Source organism: Paenibacillus sp. FSL R5-0345 (assembly GCF_000758585.1).
Taxonomy (GTDB): Bacteria; Bacillota; Bacilli; order Paenibacillales; family Paenibacillaceae; genus Paenibacillus_AQ.
The window spans coordinates 2,484,499-2,506,433 of record NZ_CP009281.1; the positions used below are offsets into that span (position 1 = coordinate 2,484,499).

23 protein-coding genes are annotated in these 21,935 nt (G+C 43.1%); 19 read left to right on the plus strand and 4 right to left on the minus strand.

The window, feature by feature from the left end; genetic code table 11:
• Nucleotides 1-80: 80 nt before the first annotated feature.
• Entirely contained in the window at nucleotides 81-887 is an 807-nt protein-coding gene (locus R50345_RS10705; protein WP_042126406.1) for a class I SAM-dependent methyltransferase, read from the plus strand.
• Nucleotides 888-896: 9 nt separating this feature from the next.
• Here the strand turns inward: R50345_RS10705 and R50345_RS10710 are convergent, their stop codons facing one another.
• Entirely contained in the window at nucleotides 897-1,907 is a 1,011-nt protein-coding gene (locus R50345_RS10710) for a S8 family peptidase (RefSeq protein ID WP_231574136.1), read from the minus strand.
• Between the two features lie 406 nt (nucleotides 1,908-2,313).
• Here R50345_RS10710 and R50345_RS10715 point away from each other — a divergent pair, with 406 nt between their 5' ends.
• Nucleotides 2,314-2,685: a hypothetical protein gene (locus R50345_RS10715; protein ID WP_197069772.1), complete on the plus strand. Its 372-nt coding sequence runs from the start codon at nucleotides 2,314-2,316 to the stop codon at nucleotides 2,683-2,685.
• Nucleotides 2,686-2,812: 127 nt separating this feature from the next.
• On the opposite strand, the gene R50345_RS32205 is transcribed toward R50345_RS10715, so the two are convergent.
• On the minus strand, nucleotides 2,813-3,625 hold the full coding sequence (locus tag R50345_RS32205) for a MerR family transcriptional regulator (RefSeq protein ID WP_052414553.1): 813 nt from the start codon (nucleotides 3,623-3,625) through the stop codon (nucleotides 2,813-2,815).
• A gap of 102 nt (nucleotides 3,626-3,727) precedes the next feature.
• On the opposite strand from R50345_RS32205, the gene R50345_RS10725 reads away from it, so the two are divergent.
• The 16 genes from R50345_RS10725 (at nucleotide 3,728) to R50345_RS10800 (ending at nucleotide 19,560) form a co-directional block, all read left to right on the plus strand.
• Nucleotides 3,728-5,062 (plus strand): MATE family efflux transporter, encoded by a 1,335-nt coding sequence (locus R50345_RS10725; RefSeq protein ID WP_042126408.1) that lies wholly within the window; start codon nucleotides 3,728-3,730, stop codon nucleotides 5,060-5,062.
• A 193-nt stretch (nucleotides 5,063-5,255) separates the two neighbouring features.
• Nucleotides 5,256-6,047: a (2Fe-2S)-binding protein gene (locus tag R50345_RS10730; RefSeq protein ID WP_042126409.1), complete on the plus strand. Its 792-nt coding sequence runs from the start codon at nucleotides 5,256-5,258 to the stop codon at nucleotides 6,045-6,047.
• Nucleotides 6,048-6,327: 280 nt separating this feature from the next.
• Nucleotides 6,328-7,356, plus strand: a complete 1,029-nt coding sequence (locus tag R50345_RS10735; protein WP_052414554.1) for an ABC transporter substrate-binding protein — start codon at nucleotides 6,328-6,330, stop codon at nucleotides 7,354-7,356.
• A gap of 16 nt (nucleotides 7,357-7,372) precedes the next feature.
• On the plus strand, nucleotides 7,373-8,362 hold the full coding sequence (locus R50345_RS10740) for a FecCD family ABC transporter permease (protein WP_052414555.1): 990 nt from the start codon (nucleotides 7,373-7,375) through the stop codon (nucleotides 8,360-8,362).
• Nucleotide 8,363: 1 nt separating this feature from the next.
• Nucleotides 8,364-9,143 (plus strand): ABC transporter ATP-binding protein, encoded by a 780-nt coding sequence (locus R50345_RS10745; RefSeq protein WP_042126410.1) that lies wholly within the window; start codon nucleotides 8,364-8,366, stop codon nucleotides 9,141-9,143.
• A 44-nt stretch (nucleotides 9,144-9,187) separates the two neighbouring features.
• The gene (locus R50345_RS10750; protein WP_042126411.1) at nucleotides 9,188-9,715 is read left to right on the plus strand and encodes a HugZ family pyridoxamine 5'-phosphate oxidase; all 528 of its coding nucleotides are present in this window, start codon (nucleotides 9,188-9,190) and stop codon (nucleotides 9,713-9,715) included.
• Nucleotides 9,716-9,718: 3 nt separating this feature from the next.
• Nucleotides 9,719-10,147, plus strand: a complete 429-nt coding sequence (locus tag R50345_RS10755) for a DinB family protein (protein ID WP_042126413.1) — start codon at nucleotides 9,719-9,721, stop codon at nucleotides 10,145-10,147.
• A gap of 160 nt (nucleotides 10,148-10,307) precedes the next feature.
• A complete protein-coding gene (locus R50345_RS10760; RefSeq protein WP_052414556.1) occupies nucleotides 10,308-10,715 on the plus strand; it encodes a MerR family transcriptional regulator in 408 nt (135 codons plus the stop codon).
• Between the two features lie 68 nt (nucleotides 10,716-10,783).
• Complete coding sequence (locus tag R50345_RS10765) at nucleotides 10,784-11,695, plus strand: alpha/beta hydrolase (RefSeq protein WP_052414557.1); 912 nt, start codon at nucleotides 10,784-10,786, stop codon at nucleotides 11,693-11,695.
• Nucleotides 11,696-11,993: 298 nt separating this feature from the next.
• Nucleotides 11,994-12,584: a TetR/AcrR family transcriptional regulator gene (locus tag R50345_RS10770; protein WP_042126415.1), complete on the plus strand. Its 591-nt coding sequence runs from the start codon at nucleotides 11,994-11,996 to the stop codon at nucleotides 12,582-12,584.
• Between the two features lie 71 nt (nucleotides 12,585-12,655).
• Nucleotides 12,656-13,582, plus strand: coding sequence for an AraC family transcriptional regulator (locus tag R50345_RS10775; RefSeq protein WP_231574143.1), 927 nt, complete (start codon nucleotides 12,656-12,658; stop codon nucleotides 13,580-13,582).
• Nucleotides 13,583-13,677: 95 nt separating this feature from the next.
• A complete protein-coding gene (locus R50345_RS10780) occupies nucleotides 13,678-15,549 on the plus strand; it encodes a class I mannose-6-phosphate isomerase (protein WP_042126418.1) in 1,872 nt (623 codons plus the stop codon).
• The gene (locus R50345_RS10785) at nucleotides 15,549-16,520 is read left to right on the plus strand and encodes an ROK family protein (protein ID WP_042126420.1); all 972 of its coding nucleotides are present in this window, start codon (nucleotides 15,549-15,551) and stop codon (nucleotides 16,518-16,520) included. The genes R50345_RS10780 and R50345_RS10785 overlap by 1 nt, the downstream gene beginning before the upstream one ends.
• 156 nt (nucleotides 16,521-16,676) lie before the next feature.
• The gene (locus tag R50345_RS10790; protein ID WP_042126422.1) at nucleotides 16,677-17,420 is read left to right on the plus strand and encodes an SDR family oxidoreductase; all 744 of its coding nucleotides are present in this window, start codon (nucleotides 16,677-16,679) and stop codon (nucleotides 17,418-17,420) included.
• An 88-nt stretch (nucleotides 17,421-17,508) separates the two neighbouring features.
• Entirely contained in the window at nucleotides 17,509-18,594 is a 1,086-nt protein-coding gene (locus R50345_RS10795) for a glycerol dehydrogenase (RefSeq protein ID WP_042126423.1), read from the plus strand.
• Nucleotides 18,595-18,699: 105 nt separating this feature from the next.
• Complete coding sequence (locus R50345_RS10800; protein WP_076119627.1) at nucleotides 18,700-19,560, plus strand: divergent polysaccharide deacetylase family protein; 861 nt, start codon at nucleotides 18,700-18,702, stop codon at nucleotides 19,558-19,560.
• On the opposite strand, the gene R50345_RS10805 is transcribed toward R50345_RS10800, so the two are convergent.
• Nucleotides 19,547-20,299 carry an N-acetylmuramoyl-L-alanine amidase family protein gene (locus R50345_RS10805; RefSeq protein WP_231574144.1) on the minus strand — a complete coding sequence of 251 codons (753 nt, stop codon included), beginning with the start codon at nucleotides 20,297-20,299 and terminating at the stop codon, nucleotides 19,547-19,549. The two genes, R50345_RS10800 and R50345_RS10805, sit on opposite strands and share 14 nt — an antisense overlap.
• A 182-nt stretch (nucleotides 20,300-20,481) precedes the next feature.
• On the opposite strand from R50345_RS10805, the gene R50345_RS10810 reads away from it, so the two are divergent.
• Nucleotides 20,482-20,670 carry a YqzE family protein gene (locus tag R50345_RS10810; RefSeq protein ID WP_042126425.1) on the plus strand — a complete coding sequence of 63 codons (189 nt, stop codon included), beginning with the start codon at nucleotides 20,482-20,484 and terminating at the stop codon, nucleotides 20,668-20,670.
• Between the two features lie 73 nt (nucleotides 20,671-20,743).
• Here the strand turns inward: R50345_RS10810 and R50345_RS10815 are convergent, their stop codons facing one another.
• Nucleotides 20,744-21,781 carry a hypothetical protein gene (locus tag R50345_RS10815; RefSeq protein ID WP_042126427.1) on the minus strand — a complete coding sequence of 346 codons (1,038 nt, stop codon included), beginning with the start codon at nucleotides 21,779-21,781 and terminating at the stop codon, nucleotides 20,744-20,746.
• Nucleotides 21,782-21,935: the final 154 nt, after the last annotated feature.

Here is a 21,935-nt window from a genome sequence, read left to right on the forward strand (position 1 = left end):
GATTCAATCCGAACAGCCTTTTATTTTAGTGGGATGTCTGCTATGATTTTGTCCTATTAGAAACAGAGAAGGGTGAAACTATGAATGAATATGGTTCGAATTTATTTAAAGGTACTGCGGTGTACTATTCAGAATATCGACCACAGTATCCTTCATCCCTTATTCGGTTCTTGATTCAGCAGTTTTCGCTTAACGGAGAGGGTCGTTTACTTGATTTAGGATGTGGTACGGGTCAGTTGGCACTAAGATTCAGTGATTGGTTTGAAGAAATGATAGGTGTAGATACGGAAAGTGAAATGTTGGATGAGGCAAATCGTCTATCAAAAATTCACAGAGTAGATAACGTTAGTTGGAGGCTGGGTAGAGCAGAAGAGCTGCTGAGCGAATGGGGCTCCTTCCGTCTTACCATTCTAGCCAAAGCGTTTCATTGGATGGATAGGGCGTCCATTCTTGAAATTCTATATCATAGTTTGGACGATAATGGCGGTCTAGCCATTATTGATACTTTTAATGTTGAGCAAGAACCATTATCTTGGCAGCTTAAGGTGAATGAAATAGTGAAACGCTGGTTAGGTAACGAAAGGATAGCAGGAGACAGCACCTATACTCATCCTAAAGAAAGACATGAGGACATTGTTGCGCAATCTAGTTTTAAAGATGTGGAAAGACTGGTTTTACCCAGTTATACAATCACATGGACCGTGGATTCGATTATTGGTAATTTGTATTCCACATCCTATGCATCTAAGCGATTATTTGGAGATCACATAGAACGATTTGAAGCGGATATGAGATCTTCTTTATTAGAAATTGAACCTGCGGGTAAATTTACTGAAGAGTTATCCGTTTCTGTTATCACGGCGTTTAAGCGAGAAATAGAGTATTAAAAAGCAAAATCACAATAAAAATCTCGCATTGATCTCACCACAGCCCGCTGTGTTAGGGGGAAGTTTCAGAGAGAATGTGTTCTTTTTCAGTAAGGGTTTCACTTGCTTTGGAGATAAAGATGGATTTCTCTGCAGCAATTGGGCGATAACACCTGAGACAATAGGTGTTGAGACGCTGGTACCGGACAGCACAAAGTAATCTTTCGCTATCCGCAAGTAAGGAAGTTCACGATCCAGTTTGGATCCGGGAGCACGAAGAGAGATGATTGTTTCACCGGGAGCAACGAGGTCTGGTTTCTTACGCCCCCGCGGTGCAGGACCACGGCTGGAATACCAGGTAATCCGGTCGTCCTTTTGTGTGAGTGTGCGGCGATCATCCACTGCACCAACAGTAATTGCTGAAGTACTAATACCAGGAGATTCGATCGTACTTCGCTTAGGGCCGCTATTTCCTGCCGCTATTACAACTGTAAGGCCGGCTCTAATTGCTTGTTCTACTGCTTGGCATAGAGGGTCATCGGCACAAGTTGAATTGACAGTACCTCCGAATGACATTGAAAGGATACGCAGCTTTAGTCGCTTGCGATTTGCAATGCACCACTCAATTCCTTTAATAATCGTGGAGTCATATCCGTCGCCGTTTTTATCGAGTACTTTAACGCCAACGATTCCAGCCTTCGGAGCAGGGCTTTTGTATTTTCCTTTGCTCATCCACCCATTACCTGCAGCATCCCCTGCAATATGAGTCCCATGACCGTTATCGTCATAGGGCTGTTTTCTATGATTGACGAAATCCTTAAAAGCCACGATGCGGTTACAGGGCTTAATCAGATCAGGGTGTCTATATACGCCTGTGTCAAGAATGGCAATGTTGATCCCTTTACCGGTAAGCCCTTGTTTCTTCTGGATGGCGGTAGAACCGATGGAAGGTGTTGCTATATTAAGGGATGTTTTTTTGATTCCATCTACATAGATTTTTTCAATCCCCTGCCAATCACACATCTGTTTCAGACAATTCATCGAAACTCGCGATGCTACAGAATTAAGCATGGGGAGGTGGTGTTTGATAGGAAAGTCATGTGATTTTAAATGTTTTTGTAATGACTTCAGCTGTGCTGGGGTCATTTTTTGTTTGAATTTGATAATGATAGGAATTTTAACGGATGTACCGCGAGGGACTTGGGATTGTTGAATTCTTTTTCTAAGCGCCCTATGGATTTTTGAACTATGTTGCTGTACCCACAATTGTTGGCTCATTTCTTAATGGATCACCTCATAAATGCATTATATGCATCACTGATCCAGTAGGTACGAATCTATGAATCTAGGAATAAAGTACATTTCTTGCTTAGTAGGTAATAGTGAAGTCAAGAATCAAAAATCTTGCATCTACTAACGTATCCTAAAAAAGAAAGTAGTGATGCAAATGGTGACCATTAAGAAACCAGTTAACAAGCAAGCCGCTGTGGCGGCAAGAGCCCTCGCGGCAAAAAGAGTGAAAGCTGCTGCAACGAGAAAGAGACGGAGAATTAAACAGACATTGGATAGATTTATTGTTGTCGCTATTGGTACAAATGCAAGTGGCACACCTAAAGCAACTACAGGCTGGACAGCTTCATTACGAGCAGGCACTACAACAGTAACTGCTGATTTCGACGAATTTGGTGTAGTAAGATTCCCTACAATTACCACCTTAACAACGGTAGCTTATCTGCTTACATTAAGAGATGAGAACGGAGCTACTATCAGAAGTTTTAACGTTCCATCAGACCGTGAGTTTTTTGTGGCTAGATTTTAATTCGAACAAGCCTAGACCATTTTTCAATGCAACAGCATGTGTCGATTTTATATCGGCACATGCTGTTTTGCTTACTCTTATATTAATTGGGTCTTTTACGAGCGTTCATCTCAAACCACGACTATGATCATGCAGATGTTAACAATACTTGAATCTCATAAACCCACTGAAACATTCCGGTGAAAATGACGGACTGGATGACGAATGGAATCTCCGTGTTGTATTCGGCTTTAGCATGTGCAGCGATATTCTGTATCGTTTCCATTCTCTGCTCCTCTGAGCAATAACCATAGAGATAAATCCCTTTAGGTAATATTGAAATCCAGTCGGCCTGTTCAGGGTACTTCTCACAAACTACAAAAAAGACAGATGAATTCTCACTAGGCTCTGAAGTAGTGGTCATAATATTTGCACGAAGATCAAATACGAATGCATCTTTTGGCGCATCTTCAAGCTGTTGATTCAATGCATCCTGCAGTTGATGGAAACTTTCAAGGCTGGGTTTCTGTAGGGAGTGGATTTTTACGATCGCTCTTTCTTCCAAAGCCTTGGTTGAAAAATGGGTGGGGGATAGTGGGACGTCAGATAAATAAGCTTGATTTTCGTATTGTTTTCTCAAAGCTCTGAGCTGTAATTTCGTCTTATCCAGTTGTTTGATTTCCTGCTCAATTTCCTCGTCCTTTGTTTTAAGAAAATTAATAATATAATCGAGATTATCATTCGTAAATACATCTTTAATCTTATGAAGCGGCATATTCTTTTTTTTGCAGAAGTTGATGACATCGAGATAAATAAGCTCTTTATCTGAATAGTAGCGATATCCGGAGGAGGGATCTACTTTTGCAGGCTTCAGCAAGTGGATTCGGTCATAATGGCGTAAGGTTTCGATAGTTGTGTCTGCTAGTTTTGCTGTTTCACCAATAGAATAATAGTTGTTCATTGCATTGCTCTCCCGTTGACTCTTGTGTTACCCAAGAGATTATAGTGTTCATTGTACTGAATTTTAACTAAAATTTCAAAACAGTGAATGGAGAATGAGAAGATGAAGACAACAGAACTTGATGTATTAAAAGATCCAATTCCCAAACTATTTCGTGGTTACGCAATCCCCGGAATCGTAGCTTCGCTTTCTATGTGTCTGTACGGAATTATTAACGGAATCATTTTGGGGCGTTTTGTAGGACCTAATGCGCTAGCTGCAGTGAATATGGCTTCACCGATTTTTAATATTATATCCTGTATTGGGATCTTAATTGCCATTGGAGGAAATACATTAACCGCTATTAGTCTAGGAGAGCAGAACAAGAGAAAAGCTAATCACTACTTCAATAATGCTTTTTACGCCCTGCTTATGATTACCGTAGCTATTTTCATAATGGTAGTTTTTTTTCCTCATGTACTTGCTAGAATCGTTGGAGCGAACTCAGTGCTTTTTCCAATGGTTGTTGATTACATACGGACGTTTGGTTTATTTGTCGTGCCTGTAATTTTTAATATTTTACTTGGTATTTCATTGCAATCCATTGGCAAACCTCAGCTTTATATGTTCGGTAATTTGCTTAGTGTAGTTTTGAACATTATCTTGGATTTGATTTTTATCTGTGCCTTAGATATGGGGATTACCGGTGCAGCTTTGGCGTCTGGGATCAGTGCAACGGTTGTTTTTATATTATTTTTCTCGAAATTTATCTCAAAGGAAAGCTTTTTAAGAGTAGGTAGATGGAAAGTGGAGTTAAAAGCAATCGGAAGGATGATTTATAATGGCTCCTCAGAGGCGATTACGCAATTCAGTGCAGGTTTTTCTTTTATGATCTTCAACTGGATTTTGATCTCTAAATTTGGTGAAATAGGCGTATCTTCATTTGCGGTAGTTCAGTATATCTCACTAGTAGTTAATGCAGTTATCATGGGCATGTCGAGAGGGTTAGGAGCCATTAGCAGTGTAAATTACGGAGCCAAGGAGTACAGTCGTATATCAGAGCTTATTGCCGTGGCCATTAAAATAGTTACATCGGTTGGTGTGGTTTGTACAGCAATACTGATTATTTTTAAATCTCCCTTAATTTCTCTTTTTGTAAAAGACAATCTTCAGGTCATGAATACATCAAGTGAGATTATCACATTTTATAGCTTTAATTTTATTTTTGTAGGTGCCAATATTATAATCAACGCTTTCTATACGGCCATTAACAATCCGAGAATATCCGCAATTTTGGCAATTTTACGGTATATCTTGTTGATTGGAAATTTCTTTGTCCTCCCTTTAATGTTGGGTAACATCGGTCTATGGCTTTCCTTTGTAGTGGCAGAGATAATCTGTGTCGTGGTAAGCTATGTTTGTTTGAAGAAGACAATGTTAGAGTGGGATTTCAACTAGTCTACAGCAGAATAATAGAGGAGTTTCGAAGTGGCGAACACTGTGATTTAGACCAGTGTGTTCTCTATCGTATACTTCACTGCTAACTATTATAGGAATGATTATTTTTCTGACCGGAAATTAAAAAGCAAAATCAGAAGAAGGTTCCGTAATTAAGAGCCAAGATTTTATAAATGCAGAGGAGATTAACCCGATGTCGCAAGAGCTTGATTTTTCATTAGTAAATTCCTATTATCATATTTCTCCGGATGGTGCCGAGAACCCACTGGCTGAAATGCCTGCTACAGATTTCTTTGAAATGGGTCAAGTAAGAGGTTTGATGCAGCAAGCAGGGGAAATCGTTCAGGCACACGGCCTGGATTTACCTGCATCTTTTTTCGGGACATCATTATGTAATCTTTGTTCTACTAAACTGATTTTTCTGGCGCAATACAATAAGATTCTGGACTTATCCTTGGAGCGTTTAACTTTTCAAATAGAGGCTCACGAGGATCATGTACATTTGGGGTATAAGATTAAGGAGTTACACTATAAAGATGTCCCGGAGAAAGAGCTGGAGTCGATGATCCTGAAGGACTGGGAGGTATTTATTATACATACAGTTACACCTGCCGTAGAAGCCATCGCAGCAGCTGCAGGGGTTAAATCAGCCATGATCTGGCAACAATTTGGCGGTGAAATAGGGATGTTAAGAGAGTACATCGCTCAGAATGAGACGCGTGAAGAAGTGTTGGAGAGATTTAATCGTAATTTCTTGCTACTATCGGAATCCATCTCACCAGAGCTTTTTCACAGAAATAGAAATCCATTTAAGCATACGATTCGCTATACAGATAATCCTTACCAGGCAGGAGAGCAACTAGCGTTACGTTCTTCCTGCTGTCTCTACTTTTGCCGTGAAAATGGCGAAAAGTGTTATGTATGTCCAAGGTTAAAGGACGAAGAGAGGGAAGAGAAAAGAATGAAAATCCTCGCAACTCTATAAGTAAATTAGGTTTCTTATGCAAAATAACCATATCCCTTGGATGTGGTTATTTTTTTTGAATAACAGAAAGTAAAAGGTTTGCACCATACTTAAGTCTGATATTTTACTAGAAGGATTGTCCTTCTTAAAAGGTTGAGAAAGGCGTTTTTGCTAGTTTAAAATTAAAATAAAATTGTTGACACTTGATAATGATAAACATTATCATAGGAGTGGTAGGTGAGAATGAAAATCATTGTCACTACAAAGGACGTATAATTATACATACTCGGAGGGATAGATTTTGAAGAAATTATTAGTACTTATGGTTGTTGCAGCGCTTACTGCAATGACTGCATGTTCGTCAACCAATACAGCGGACAATCAAACAAAGAATGCAGCAACAACGAATACAACTGCCAAAGAAACGAATGCAGCGAATACAACAGAAGCAACGAATACAGCGGATGCTGGAAAGGAATTCAGTCTGGAGAATGATGGTGTAGATGAAGCATTGTTCAATGAAGCGTTAAGCCAATTCCCAGCCACAGTACCTCAGCGTATTGTTACTACTTCTGTACCCTTAACAGAAATGCTCTACTTGCTTGGAATCACACCAGTAGGTGTGCCAACCTCTACCAATCCAATTCCTGCTGATTTTGAAACGATAGATAAAATTGGTTCACCTATGGCACCTGATCTTGAAGTAGTTACAAAGCTTGAGCCGGACTTGCTGCTGGGAGCGGAATCGCTTCGAAGCACGCTAGATAAGACACTGGAAGGCATGGATTTGCAAAAAGCATATCTACGTACAGAATCCTTCGAGGATTTGAAGCTTAGCCTTAAAGTATTAGGCACTTATTTTAACAAAAAAGATGAAATGAATGCGGCTTTGACTAAGATTTTGGATAAAGAAAATGAGCTAAGTAAATTAGCCGAAGGAAAAGAACTACCGAGTGTGATGCTCGTTATTGGAACCTCTGATTCCTTTATGGTTATGAGTGAGAAATCTTATTTAGGTAGTTTGGTGAAGAAGCTTGGTGCAGATAACATTGCTACTTCTGTACTTAACGTTACAGATACTTACTCCCCAATTAATATGGAGAACATTGTAGCCGCTGACCCAGACGTTATTCTTGTACTCGCTTCAGGTGATCATGGCGCAACAAAGGATAAGTTCAAAAAAGAAATTGAGAAGAACGAAACTTGGACAAAGCTTTCTGCTTACACAAACGATAAAATTTACATGTTGGATTATAGTGTGTTCGGTGTGACTTCGATTATTAATGCAGAGACAGCACTGACTGAAATTGCAAAATACTTCTATGAATAATTAAAGGAGACAGCAAGTGATAAAAACATCTCGTAGCAGAATAGTTGTTATTGTAACGGTTATATCAGCGCTCGTTGCCGCAATTATTGCAATCGGACTAGGCTCTGTATTCATTCCGGTATCAGACATACTCAGCACGATCTTTAGTTCATCGTCTAAGGCGGTGAACGCCACCATCATATGGGATATTCGATTGCCACGTGTATTACTGGCGATGATCATCGGAGCGAATATAGCGATCTCGGGCGCACTGCTGCAAGCTGTGATGGGTAACCCACTTGCTGATCCTGGATTGACGGGTGTAACTAGTGGGGCGGCTGCATGTGTTCTTGTCATAATGCTTGCTGCACCTCAGTATACTCAGTTCATTCCGATAGCTGCTTTTGTTGGTGGACTTATTGCTGCCGGCATTGTATATGCATTAGCGTGGAGACGAACCGGCATTTCGCCGGTTACCATTATTCTATCTGGTGTTGCTGTGAATGCGCTCTGTGGAGGAGTTATTGGACTCTTAACAATCATGTACAGTGATAGACTTCCTGCAGCGGTTCAATGGCTTAACGGCAGCCTTGCAGCAAAAGGGAATAATGCCTTGATGATGGTCCTTCCATATGCCATTGTAGGTTGGATCTTATCGTTTTTTGCGATTCGTAAGGCAAATATCATTCGTCTGGGTGATCAGGTTGCTTCGAATCTGGGTGAAAATGTGAACCAAATTCGTATCCTGCTTTCCTTGCTAGCCGTATTTCTGGCGGCTATTTCTGTTGCAGCCATTGGAATGATCGGATTTGTTGGTCTTGTTGTACCGCATATGGCGAGAATGCTCGTTGGTTCTGATTATAAATATCTTTTGCCGATGAGTATGGCGCTTGGTGCATTGGTACTGTTGATTGCAGATACGGGTGGACGTACGTTATTCGCACCACTAGATATTCCTTCGGGTATCCTAATGGCTGTGATTGGTGGACCTTATTTCCTATACCTGATGAGAAAGAAGGCGTTCTAACATGTTTACTGTCGATTCCATTTCGATTCGGTATGAGCAGAAAAGCGTGATAAACAACTTCTCTTTTTCCGTAAAAAAAGGTGAAATCGTCTCTATCATAGGACCAAACGGCTCTGGCAAATCAACACTACTCAAAGCGGTATCACGGCTAATTCCATATCATACGGGTACGGTTACCCTCGATGGTACGGATCTGAAGTCCATGAGCGCCAAACAAGTCGCACGAAAAATGTGCATGCTGAGCCAGAAGAATCAAGCGCCAAGTGATATGACTGTGATCGATCTAGTCTCTTATGGTAGGTATCCACATAAAAAGTGGTTCGAAAGATTGAATCAAGAAGACATGGATATTGTACAGTGGTCTCTGGAGAAGACAAATTTGGTGGAATATAAGGACCGACCTGTAGCTTCATTGTCAGGAGGAGAATCACAACGTGCCTGGATTGCAATGGCTTTAGCGCAGCGGCCTCTGATCATGTTGCTTGACGAACCAACAACGTACTTGGATATTTCACATCAGCATGAAGTGCTTGAGCTCGTTCGTGAGTTGAATCAGGACATGGGGATGACCATAGTAATGGTTCTGCATGATCTCAATCAAGCTTCTACTTATAGCGATAGTATTGTTGTAGTGCAGGCTGGTGAGAAAGCGATGTACGGCACACCCAATGAAGTCATGACAACAGACATGATCCGGGATGTCTACCGAATGGATGCAGAAGTTCAGTATGTGCCTACAGAGAAGAAACCTCGAATTCATTTACTCAGTACCGTTCGATAGATTCATATTGTGATTACATTACATATTCATGGAGGGATTTTTTAATGAAGAAGCCTGTAGATATTGAGAAAAATAAAGAAAACTACTTACAGTTTATTAATAAGCGTAAAAATCTGATTTTGAGTTTAATTGATGATGAAGGTAAGCCTTTCATTAGTTATGCACCTTTTGTAAAGAAAGATGGCAAGCTGTATATCTATATTAGTAAGATTGCAGAGCACTATGGCTATATGGAAAATAATGATTTTGTGGACGCCTTCCTGATTGCGGATGAGTCTGAAACCAACAATAAATTTGCAACTGAGCGTGTGCGTTGGAGTTGTAATTCAAGTAATATCGGTAATGATGGACATGAGGATATCTTTGAATTGTTTAATGCGGATCATGGTGAAGCCATGTTGAAATTGCTGCGCGGACTGGATTTTTCACTGTTCGAATTGACCCCTCAGAAGGGGCGTTATGTTGTTGGCTTTGGGTTGGCGTTTGACATCGACGTGGATGCGAATTTGTTCAACCATGTTGTGATTGATAAGAAGAAAGACGAAGAAGCAACCGTACAAGGGAGCAAATAGCCGATGACTATTACTTCAGTGCTGCCCATCTGGCAAGCGGTTCAAGAGCGATTTCATAAAATGGTGAAGGCATTGCCGGAAGAGGACTTAAATCTTAAATTAGGGAACTCCACCATCGGAGGTTTGATTTCTCATAATGCCGAGGTAGAGTTTATGTTTGCAGAGTGGTTCTTTGGTAAACCTAAACCTCAAGCCGATGATGCAGTGTATACTACATTAAGTGAACTGGTGGATCTGCTGTCTGCTTCCAACGAGAATCTGATTGCAGCGATGCGGGAGCTTCCGGAAGATGCTTGGCATGTGAGTGTAGAATCGGCATTTGGCACATCTACTCCACTTGAAGCAGTAGGTAGACTTATGTATCACACAGGCATTCATGCCGGACAGATTTCTCTGATACAGAAAAATGCGGTTCGAAGTGAAGTGTTGTAGAGTAGAAGAATAGAAGGAATGGGAAAACGGCAGAAATGCCGTTTTTTTGTGTGTAAATAAGGAGTTTTTAGTTAATTTCGAGTAGTTGTTATCTCTCTTCTGAAACTCTCTGGAGTTGTGTATTTGGTATAATATAGGGGATTCCAAGGAGGCGTATATTATGACGGAGTACTTGAGAGGCCAAATGGCCAAAATGGCGAATGTGAATATGGAGACGTTAAGGTATTATGAAGAACTTGGACTGATTAGCACTCCTTTACGTTCGGAAGCCGGATACCGTCTTTATTCTGAAGAGGCGCTTAGTCGACTAACGTTTATACATAATGCTAAGCTATGTGGGTTCACATTGAAGGAAATTAAAAAGGCACTGTTAAAATCGGAAAGCAGCGGCATTAGCAAAGATGATTTTGTAAATGTTGTAGATAAAAAAATGGATAAAGTTCGTAACGAAATAGTCAAACAGGAAGTGAAGCTAGCAGCCCTCGAAGATTTAAGAAGAAATTTGCTAGCAGCAGATAAACATCCAGGTGTACAGTCGACGTTAGAAATACTAAAAATGGAATCTTAACTTGACCTTGTAGTCTCCTACAGGCTTTACAATTTGCGAAGAAGAGATCTGTAGGAGGGATTATAGATATGGAAAAAACGAGTATAGATCAGCTTGCAATGATCAAAAATTATCTGAACCAAACGAACCGATTTGAAAGTAGGTCTGTAGAGCAAATCCGGCAAGAAATGGCCGAAACGGCTGCGAGCCTGCCAAGTCATTCTGATGTTAAAGTTGAACAGGCTATAATCGGGTCAATGCGTGGAGAGTGGATAATACCTATGCAGCCAGTGCCGCCTCAGCATGAAGTTATCCTTTATTTTCACGGTGGTGGTTTTATTGCGGGCACTTGTGAATTTTATCGGGATTTAGCAACACGAATAGCAAAAGCTAGCGGCACGAAAATACTAACTATTGAGTATCGCCTTGCGCCCGAGTATCCTTATCCCGCTGCTAATGAAGATTGTATAGAGGCTTATCAATGGTTGCTTGCGAATGGATATTCTGCCAATGATATCGTGTTTGGAGGAGACTCTGTTGGAGCCAGCCTTGCGCTAATGACACTGATTAGTTTGAGGAATGAGGGGAGAGAGTTACCAGCGGGTGCCTTTTTAATATCACCTCATACGGATCTTGTTCATCTGGACGGAGAATCTTATCAGAGTCGTGCATTGCTTGATCCGACAGGTAGCTTAGAGGGGAGTAAACGAATACTTAACGCATATGTAGGCACATGCTTAGAGTTGGATCCAATACTATCGCCATTAAGGATGGATTTACAAGGATTACCTGAGTTACTTGTTCAAGTAGGTGATCATGAGGTGCTTTTAAGTGATTCAACGAGGTTGACTGAACGGGCGAAAGCAGCGGGTGTTCAGGTGGAATTGGAAATATGGGAGAATATGTGGAGTGTTTTTCATTTCTTAGCGTACATGCTCCCAGAAGCGCAGCAGGCGATTACGAAGATCGGTAAGTTTGTCAGAGCGAATCTGGATCAGTGAGAAAATAGATGAAATAATGTACTTTCGCCTTCTTGAGAGATCAGGGAGGTTTTTTGTTATCGGGGAATGGATAAACTTCACATCTTTAGGCAAGTTAACGGACTGTATAGCTCTTATTGGCATGTAAGAATGCCGAAAAGGATGGGATTTGGTTTACCAAATACGTACCTAAGTTTAATTTGTGAGATTCTATACTGACAATGATTTTACGAATGACAAAGTGATGATATTGTCAGTTTGTTTTTGATTGTTATATGCTATGATAATAACCACCAGAGATAGAGCGAGGGGAATATATATGTCGAATGATCTTCCATTATCTAAAGAAAACATTTTGGATGCAGCTGAACAAGTGCTCCGGCGTTTTGGCCCGGATAAGACTTCCGTTGTTGATGTAGCGAGAGTGCTGAAAGTTAGTCATGGTACGCTATATAGACATTTTTCAAGTAAATCTGCTTTACGAGAAGCGGTTACCGAAAGATGGTTGCATCACAATATTTTAGCCCCGCTAAAGGTCATTACTGAACAATTTGATGGGACTGCCAAAGAGCAGCTGCGTTTGTGGCTGGATACTCTAATCCGCAGTAAACGAACCTATGCTGTAGATGATTCCGAAATGTTTGCAATGTACGCCTCCGTAACTTTAGAAGCGGTAGATATGATTACCCAACACGTAGATCAATTAATTGAGCAAATCACACGCATTATTGAAAAAGGTATACAAACCGAGGAGTTTAGAGCGTTGGAATCAAGGGTTACAGCAAGAGCGATTTTTAATGCTACATCACGCTTTCACCATCCAGCTCATGCGAAAGAGTGGCAGACAGCTAAGATTGATCAGGAATTTAACGCCGTGTGGGATTTGATTCTTTTCGGAATTTCGAAGTAAATGTAACGGCAGCAGCTTGTATTCCATAAAGAGACCAGTATACAATGGGAGCGAACAAAGGAGGGATGAAATTGTCAATCCAATCCAGCTTCCGCCGAGCCAATGCTATATGTAACCGACATGCTACAAAAATTCAAGGAGCCGGCTTGTCCATAACTATTTTATATTGGGGTTTCATGCCGGCTCATTTCGATAATTCCCTCCACCGCCATTCTTTTTTTGAAGCTTGCTATGTGTTAGATGGAGAGGGGAGCTATTATGAACACGACAGGGAGTATAATTTAGTAAAAGGAACGGCGTTTCTGTCTACGCCTGGCGTATGGCACCAGATTCGAAGCACTTCCGGATTGACATTATGCTATGTCGCGTTTGAAATGGATGAATCGCTGACAGAGCCGTTTTATCTCGAAGCGTATCGACAGCTTGCTGAACGAGGAAACAGTGTTGTTAGGGGGGCCGACTCCTCTTTGACAGGACATTTGTGGCAGGCGTTACTAGCTTTGTGTGCAAATTCAGTCTCAACCATTCCGCTAGCCCTGGAACAGGTCGCGTACTCGCTGCTGTTGTCTTTCCCCGAATTGCATGGCTTGACCCTTACCGCGGGTGAAAGTGTTCAACAACCGATTTCTCCAGGGCATGCTTTATTTAGGCAAGCCAAGCGTTTCATTGACGATAATTTGAGCAATGAGCTTACGCTTGCGACCGTCGCGACTCATCTACATATCTCCTCCCGGCATTTAACCCGATTATTTCAGGAGTATCTCAGTCAGTCCTTCGTACATTATATTCAGGAGCGCCGGATGCAGCATGCATCGCAGCTTCTGCTAAATGATTATGCACCCATTAAGGACATTGCGTTACAATGCGGCTTTCAGTCCGTGCATTACTTTACCCGTGTTTTTACCCGCGCGCTTGGCGTATCTCCTGCCAAATTTCGCCGTTCACAATTCTCCGAAGGTCGCTCCGGCAACATTCATTACCCTCCGAAGATGTCCTGATTGTACAAAAATAGTGCTGTTTCCTTTAAAGACGCTGTCCCCAACAATTTATACAATGTGAACATACATTGATTACGAGTTGGGAGGCAGCAGCAATGGAAGTAAGTAAAGTTCGATTTTTTAATTCTGTTCCGGTTAATCCTGTAAGGCTGAAATGCCATGAGGCAGTGCAGTCCGATATTGGGTCGGGCTATGAGGCATGGCTACGGCTAATAAAGGACGATTTTAACCAACACAATTCCAAGACATATCATTTAGCCATTGACGGTACCCATGGTGCCGCATTTACGACAATCCTTGAGCAACTGCATGCACTATGTAGCCACAAGAACATTGCTTATATTGAACTGGATAGTATGAGATATATGAAAAGCAGCGCGAAGCTCTTAACGGCGTTTGATCATTATTTGACCGATAACCGCGCCTTTGGATTTATTGCTTCAGATGTCGATTTTAAAGACTACTTCAGACCGCACGCGCAAGCAGAATGGCAGTCTGACGTTGATCAAATTCTTCAGCAATCCTCGGACTCCTTAGGCGGAGATTGCTCCGGTATGATGATTATTACCTATGGACCAGGTGCCGGCTACCTCTCTTCGGATGCCTCACTATCTATATTTTGTGACATTTCACGGGAGCATCAGCAGCTGCTTCACCGGCAAGGGATGGGTTCGCTGCAATTGGGGAAATGTGTAGATCCAGTAGAGACCTATAAACAAGCATTGTTCCTGGAATGGCCGGTATGGGACCAATACCGTAAGCGCTATCTAAATGATTTTGACTATTACATGGATATGAATGATCCAGATCAGCCGACGTTCCTTACACTTCTTCTGCTGCGTACGATCATGCAAGCAGCGGCGGGGCAGCCGATTCGCGTAAAGCCTTTCTTTGCTCCAGGCATTTGGGGGGGGCAGTATTTGAAGGAACTTTGCGAATTACCGGAAGAGTGGGATAACTGCGCATGGAGCTTTGAGCCGATCGCACCGGAAAATACGATGCTGATTGAAGCAGGCGGCCACACGCTGGAGCTACCGTTTCCGCTGCTGCTGTCGGCCCATCCGCTGGAAATTATGGGAGAGCGAAATGTCCGACTGTTCGGAGATTACTTTCCGATCCGCTTCGATTATCTGGATACCATTGGGGGAGATCATCTGTCCTTGCAGGTTCATCCTCGTCAAGCCTATATTGAGGAAACCTTTAACGAGACGATGACCCAGCAGGAGTCATATTACATCATGGAGCAAGAGGAAGAAGCGGCTCCCTTTGTTGCACTTGGCTTTACCGAAGGAATAAACGGAGAGCATTTGCTGGAAGCGGTGGATGACGCCCATGCTTCGCGGATGCCGCTCGCTGTTGAACAATATGTGAATGTGCTGGATGCTCACAAAGGAGATCTATTCCTTATTCCGCCAGGAGCTGTTCATTTCTCGAGTAAAGGCAACCTCGTTCTGGAAATCTCATCTACAACCTGGTGGTTCACCTTCAAGATCTACGATCACCTGCGTCTGGACAAAGATGGCTTGCCGCGGCCCATTAACCGAGACCATGCAAGCTGCAATATGAATGACAGCATCGACACGCGTTATGTTAATGAGCATTTGGTGCGATCTCCTGTCATTTCCCGCGTACAGGGCAGCAGTGTGGAGGAATTGCTAGGAGAGCATGAAGACTTGCTGTTCCAGGTCAAAAGATTAAAGCTGGAGAGTGAATGGCAGGACGATACGAACGGTCAGTTTCTTATGTTCAATCTGGTCGATGGCGATCGTGTTCGCCTTACGCCGTTGAACAATGAGGAGGCTGCTGTGGAATGGGGATATGCAGAGTCCTACATTGTTCCAGCTGCAGTAGGGAAATTTCGGATAGAATCCATTGGTGACTCAACATGCAGCTTAATTGTTGCTCAAGTTTCTCCAAATTGGTATACTCCGCTGCTGCCCCATCATTGGAAGGGTGGTGAAGTGTAATGGAGCCTGGGGTCTTGCTGCATACCGGCTTAATGACGACCCTTGCTATTGATGCTGGAGGAACGTTTTTGAAGGCTGGTGTCCTAAAGAACGGCATTATCATGCCCGGGGTTTCTTTCATTCGACCATCGCATTCAAATGGGACCCCGGAACAAATCGTTGGCGGCCTAGTAGATCTTATTCTGGAACTGTCAACCGCCTATAAAGCGCAGCTAGGTATCGAAGAGCATCCAGCTCCAGCAGGGTTTGTTATCGGACTTGCCTTTCCGGGACCCTTTGAATATGAGTCAGGTATTTCGCGTATTCAGGGACTGAATAAATATGATTCCATTTACGGCCTTAATTTGAAAGCGCTGCTGCGAGATGAATTAACTCGGCGCTCAGCACTAAATTCTTCTTTGCCATGGTTCTCTGAGCTAGCAGCGGCACCTATCCGGCTGGGCAATGATGCTGTTATGTTCTCCCTTGGCATCAGCAGATTGTTTCCTGAGGACAAAATGATATGCCTTACACTGGGAACAGGGCTCGGGTCCACTTTTATAGAGAAGCAAAAGGTGGTCTCAGGCAGATCAGGCATACCGTCCTCAGGCATGCTATATGAAGAAACATTTAACGAAGAACGAGTTGATGATGTGTTAGGCAGCAGAGGCATTTTGTCGTTGGCGGATAGCCTTCATGCTCGTTCATGCGATGATACTGTGGAGAATCTGGCTTTAGCTGCCCAATCAGGTGATCCCTCTGCCATCCAGGTATGGGAAATATACGGCCAGCGGCTTGGTCTCATGCTGCGTCCTTATTTCGCTGCTTTTCAGCCCGACAAACTTGTTCTTGGCGGACAAATCGCCAAAAGCAGAGAATTATTTGAAGACAGCTTGCGAAGCGCGCTGATGCCAGAGCAGGTGGTGCTATATTATGAGAACGATGTGCTGGAGCAAGTGTTCTATGGCATTCATCAAATGTTTGACACCTGAAGTCAAACCGGAAACCTACGTCTGGCTCATGACCAACTAATGGGAGACCCATTTTTATGGATAATGACAAAAATAAATAATTGTCACTTGTCATTTTCTAGCCGTCGGATTATAATCAGACCAACAAGAACGGCAATAGAATAGGGGGAAATAATCATGGATCATCATTTAGCTGGAAGAGTAGCTTTGGTAACAGGTGCCTCGAGAGGTATGGGACGGGAAATTGCTGAGAGCTTGGCGTTACATGGTGCGAAGGTAGTTGTTAATTATGCAAATAGTCCAGGCAAGGCAGAGGAAGTTGTGAGCGAAATTAAGCAAAAGGGTGGAGAAGCAATTGCTGTGCAAGCGGATATCAGCCAAATGCGAGAGTTAGAACAATTATTCCAAACTACATTAGAGGCTTATGGACAAATTGATATTCTTGTTAATAACGCAGGCATTATGATCACAAAGCCGATTGCGAGTATGACAGAGGAAGACTTCGACAAACAGTTTGCCATCAATGTGAAGGGTACCTTCTTTGCTTGCCAGCAAGCGGCTAAACATATGAGTGAGAACGGACGGATTATAAATTTCTCAACATCAGTTACAGGTCAGATGTTTCCAACCTACAGTGTTTATGCGGGGACAAAAGGTGCAGTGGAACAATTCACACGTCAGTTGGCAAAAGAATTCGGACGGAAAGGAATCACCATTAATGCGGTTTCGCCCGGTCCTGTGAATACGGAGCTTTTTACCGTTGGGAAGACTGCTGAAGAAATTGCTAATGTAGGGAATATGAATTCTTTTGGACGCTTGGGTGAGCCTGAGGATATATCAAGTGTGGTGCTGTTTCTAGCCAGTAAGGAATCACAGTGGATTACGGGCCAGACGATTCGTGTAAACGGCGGATTTATTTAAGACCAGATCCTTTAGCATCTTTTTTAATAGCCAGTCTGAAGCAACACTCCTTAGAATAAAAGGATATACACAAAGGAGGAGTGAAACCATGACACAGATGATATGCTCGCCAACAAAATATGTACAGGGACATGGCGAGATTCTTAAGCTGGGAGATTATTGTTTGAAGCTAGGCGCGAAAAGAGCTTATGCGATTATAGATCCTTTTATTTACTCCATATACAAGGCGGATATCTTGCACAGCTTTGAAATCAACAATATTCCTCTTATGCTGCGCGAATTCAAGGGCGAATGCAGCCGTACTCAGGTGGATGAGATGGCGCTAGAACTTAGTCTGAAGGACGTTGAAGTCGTCTTAGGAATCGGTGGCGGCAAGACGCTGGATACAGCAAAAGCAGTAAGTTATATGTCGGAGCTCCCTGTAGTTATTGTTCCCACAGTGGCCTCAACGGATGCACCTTGCAGCGCATTATCGGTTTTGTATACGGATGCGGGTGACTTTGATTGCTATCTCCCCTTAAAAAGAAATCCCGACATGGTCATCGCAGATTTAGATATTATTGCTAAAGCTCCTGCAAGATTACTGGTTGCTGGAATGGGGGATGCCTTATCCACCTTTTTCGAAGCAAGGGCTTGCCAGCAATCAGGGGCGACTACTCATGCAGGTGGGACAAGCACAATTGCAGCGTTCTCTTTAGCACGTGCTTGTCTGGACACACTTCTCGCTGAGGGCGAATCAGCATTGCAAGATGTTAAGCAAGGAATCACCTCGTCTGCAGTGGAACATATTGTTGAAGCTAATATTTACTTGAGCGGCGTCGGGTTTGAGAGTGGCGGGCTTGCGGCAGCCCATGCCATTCATAACGGACTGACTCTGCATCAGGGATGCAGGAATATGCTACACGGTGAGAAGGTTGCTTTTGCTACAATTGTGCAGTTGTTCTTGGAGAAGGCTTCTGACGAAGGGATTGCTCAAGTCATTGATTTCTGCAAAAGTATCGGACTTCCCGTTACCCTCAAGGAGCTTGGGATTACCGATAGTGATACCGATAAATTAATGGTGGTGGCAGAGGCCAGCTGTTCCCAGGATAGCCCGATGAAGAATATGCCATTTGAAGTTCAACCTGTGGATGTGCTGGAAGCAATCCTTGCCGCAGACAAGCGCGGTCAATAGCAACAGCTTGATTGTAAATTATTGCGAACCCTCCTCGTACATATTTAACCTTCGTGAACCAAACAATGAGAACAATTGTTTAAGACGAAGGAGGCGTTCCTCTTGATGAAGGACAGTCGAAAGGTTAAACGTTACTTACTACATTGGATTGCTGTTGCTGCTGTAATGATTACCACAATTATTCCGGCGACGCCGGCTGTCTCTGCTGCCACGTCTAAAGACAACGTTACAAATACGCAGCATGAAGAGAGTGCACCTAAACGTGATAAGGTCGCTATCATCATTGACGACTTCGGCAATGGCATGAAGGGGACAGATGAAATGTTCTCATTACCGATAAAGCTTACTGTAGCCGTCATGCCTTTTTTGCCTACATCCGTGAAGGATGCTACGCGCGCGCATGAACGTGGTGATGATGTCCTGGTACATTTGCCGATGGAGCCGCGTCAAGGTAATCCTAAATGGCTTGGACCAGGAGCCATATTGGCCAAAATGTCCGATGAGGAAGTGCGACAAAAGGTTGAGGCAGCTCTCGATAATGTTCCTTATGCGATCGGGATAAATAACCACATGGGCTCGAAAATTACCGGGGACGAGCGGATTATGGCGGTGATCTTATCTGTATGCAAAGAACGGGGATTGTTTTTTGTAGACAGCAAGACCAACTACCGTTCCGTTGCTGGAAATATGGCTTATCGAATGGGGTTACCACGCGTGGAGAACCATATTTTTTTAGATGACACACATACAGCAAGTCATGTTCTGAAACAAATGGGTCTCGTCAAAGACTTAGCGAAGGATCAACGATTTTGTGTAACCATTGGTCATGTTGGTGTATTTGGGAAAGAGACCGCCACAGGGATCCGCAGCGGTATTGAGCAGATGAAAGACAACGTTGAATTTATAGGGATTTCTGATCTGGTTAAAAACGAGATGAAATGGAGCTCCAACCCTACACTTCCATAAGATAAGCTACAATCCCATCAGCGATGGCTTCAGCGATTTGTTGCTGCCCTTTAGGGGTGCATAGTTTTTCGCGGTCAGTCGGACTGCTTACAAAACCCGCCTCAACGATAACCGTTGTGGCGGTTATTTTGTTTAGTAAATAAAAAGGCTTGCCTGGTCTTGGATGAGCCTCGACATCGTAAAGATTGTTTAGCTGATGCTGAATGGACTTAGCAAGCATGAAGCTGCGGCCCTCTTGACGGTACAATACAAGTGGACCATGTTTGGAAGGGGAGGGCGCCCAGTTAATATGGATGCTTACTACTACAGTAGCAGGTAATGTCTCGGCAAGCTCTTTACGCTGTGCAAGATCGCGCAGATGTCGAGATTTACTACGCAGCCAGCGGTTTTCATCACTAGGGGCATAATCGCCATTGCGGTTTAATGCGACGTCAAAGCCATCGCTGCCCAGCAGAAGAAATAATCGACGTGAGATATCTAACGTGATATCTTTTTCAAGAATATTTCCGTAGGAAGTTCCACCATCGATGCCTCCGTGTCCTGCATCAATTAGAATCAATCGGTGTCCATGACCTAATATATGCTGACGGTCATCCTTCATCACGGACTTCTCTGGTGTTGCAGAGGCAAAGGAGCTCCCCATAAACAACAATAATAGTCCTAGGGTTGTTAGAGTGATTCGAAAGCCGCATATAGCAGCTGCTGCTCTGGGAAAGGATGGTTTTCTCCAGTTGTTCAAGTGAAACGCCTCCTTGCAAGTGAATAACGTGTCCTGGATTCTTTGTTAGATTGTGCTTTAATAGGTAAACCTATTCGACAAATCAGAAGTCTGTAGTTTAGATCTAACTGGAGTGGTGCACACTAAGAGCATGGAATGGACGCTGATTAATTAATTTCACTTATAATGTAGGGGGTGTTACAATGGCTTCCGGTGGCGATGAGCTTGTAAAGTATATAACGGAGAAGGTAGTCGTATATATTGAGGATCCACGTGCCATACATGCCCGTAGAGCAGCTACGAAGCAGCCGTGGTCACAGAAATGGTTTGGCATGCTTCCGCTTGGGTGGTCAATCTGGCGAAGCAAGTGGGATCATGACAAAAAAGAGTAAATGTTAAATCGCAAATAACCTTCCAGTGCCTTTGTTCATGGGTGGCAGTGGAAGGTTATTTGCATTTGTTATATTAACGATTATATCCGAGTGCTTTGGTAGTTCTGTCTGGCAGCTTATGCAGTGTCCCATTTTTTTGTAATGCAGTGAGTGGTAAGTATCGTTTTCCTTCAGGTCCTGACGCCGCGTATATAGTAAGTTTGTTGTTCTCAGCTTGATTTTGTACATGAGAAGGCTGCCAACTTTGATAGCCTGTAATCATAAAAGGTGCCCCGACAAGATCATTTCGCCCAGCAGCTTGATAAGCGATGCTTTCCTTAGGTTTGATTAGAAGCGCAATATTGTCGCCGCTTACAGTGGTGAGTTTAGGAGCGGTCAGCCATAGGATATCTTCATAAGGATCATCTGATCCTCCACTATTGAAGGCTGATAGCGGTGATACGTCAGGATTAAGATTGGTGATTACATCTGTTGCTGGAGGCTGTTCTTTAAGCACTTCTTCCGCTTTGCTAAGTGTCCAAGGTAAAATTTGTGGCACGGAAGCGTTGATGTAAAACGTCTTTTCGTCAATGGTTATTTTCCAGACCGGCAGAAGTGGTGCATATAAAGCAGTCAGTTTTATTTTTCCTGAAAAAGATGAGGTAATGAGACCCTTCTGCACCAAAAACTGGCGCAGATCATTTAAACTGTAGGGGAGTCCGTAGGTGCCGGCTCCATATTCACTTAGCATATATCCGCCTGTATCGGTGGCGGAAATGATCATATATCCGATTCTCTCTTCGCCCTTCATTACATTAGCAAGCCAGCCATGAGTACCTGGACCAAGGGGATAATATTCTATCCCTGCATCCTTCCAAGCTGTAAATGGAGCTTCTGCAGCAAGCTTGTTCAGCGTAGTCTTAGCGAATTCTTGGACCGAAGTGGGAGAAGGTAAAGAACTCATCTTTAGCACAGGGATTGCGTCCTGTGTGACCGACTGGATCACACTCACTCTGGCCAGCGCAAGCGCTGAAGGGGAACCGGAACTGGATATAAACAGTCCAAAGCTTAGAAACAGGAGGAGGCATCCTTGACCCGCAAGTTGTAGCCTCCGCCGCAAACTTATTTTCATGGCGTCGTTCACCTTTCTTTGTTAATAAATGTCAGGAAGTTTCAAGCTTTACTCTATTGTAGTGGACAGGCTATAAAAAGGCTGTTGCTTGCTGTCGCGCCTGAAGGCGGAAGTTCTCTTGTTTTTTTGCCTGCTTTTAGCGAGTAGGGTCGCA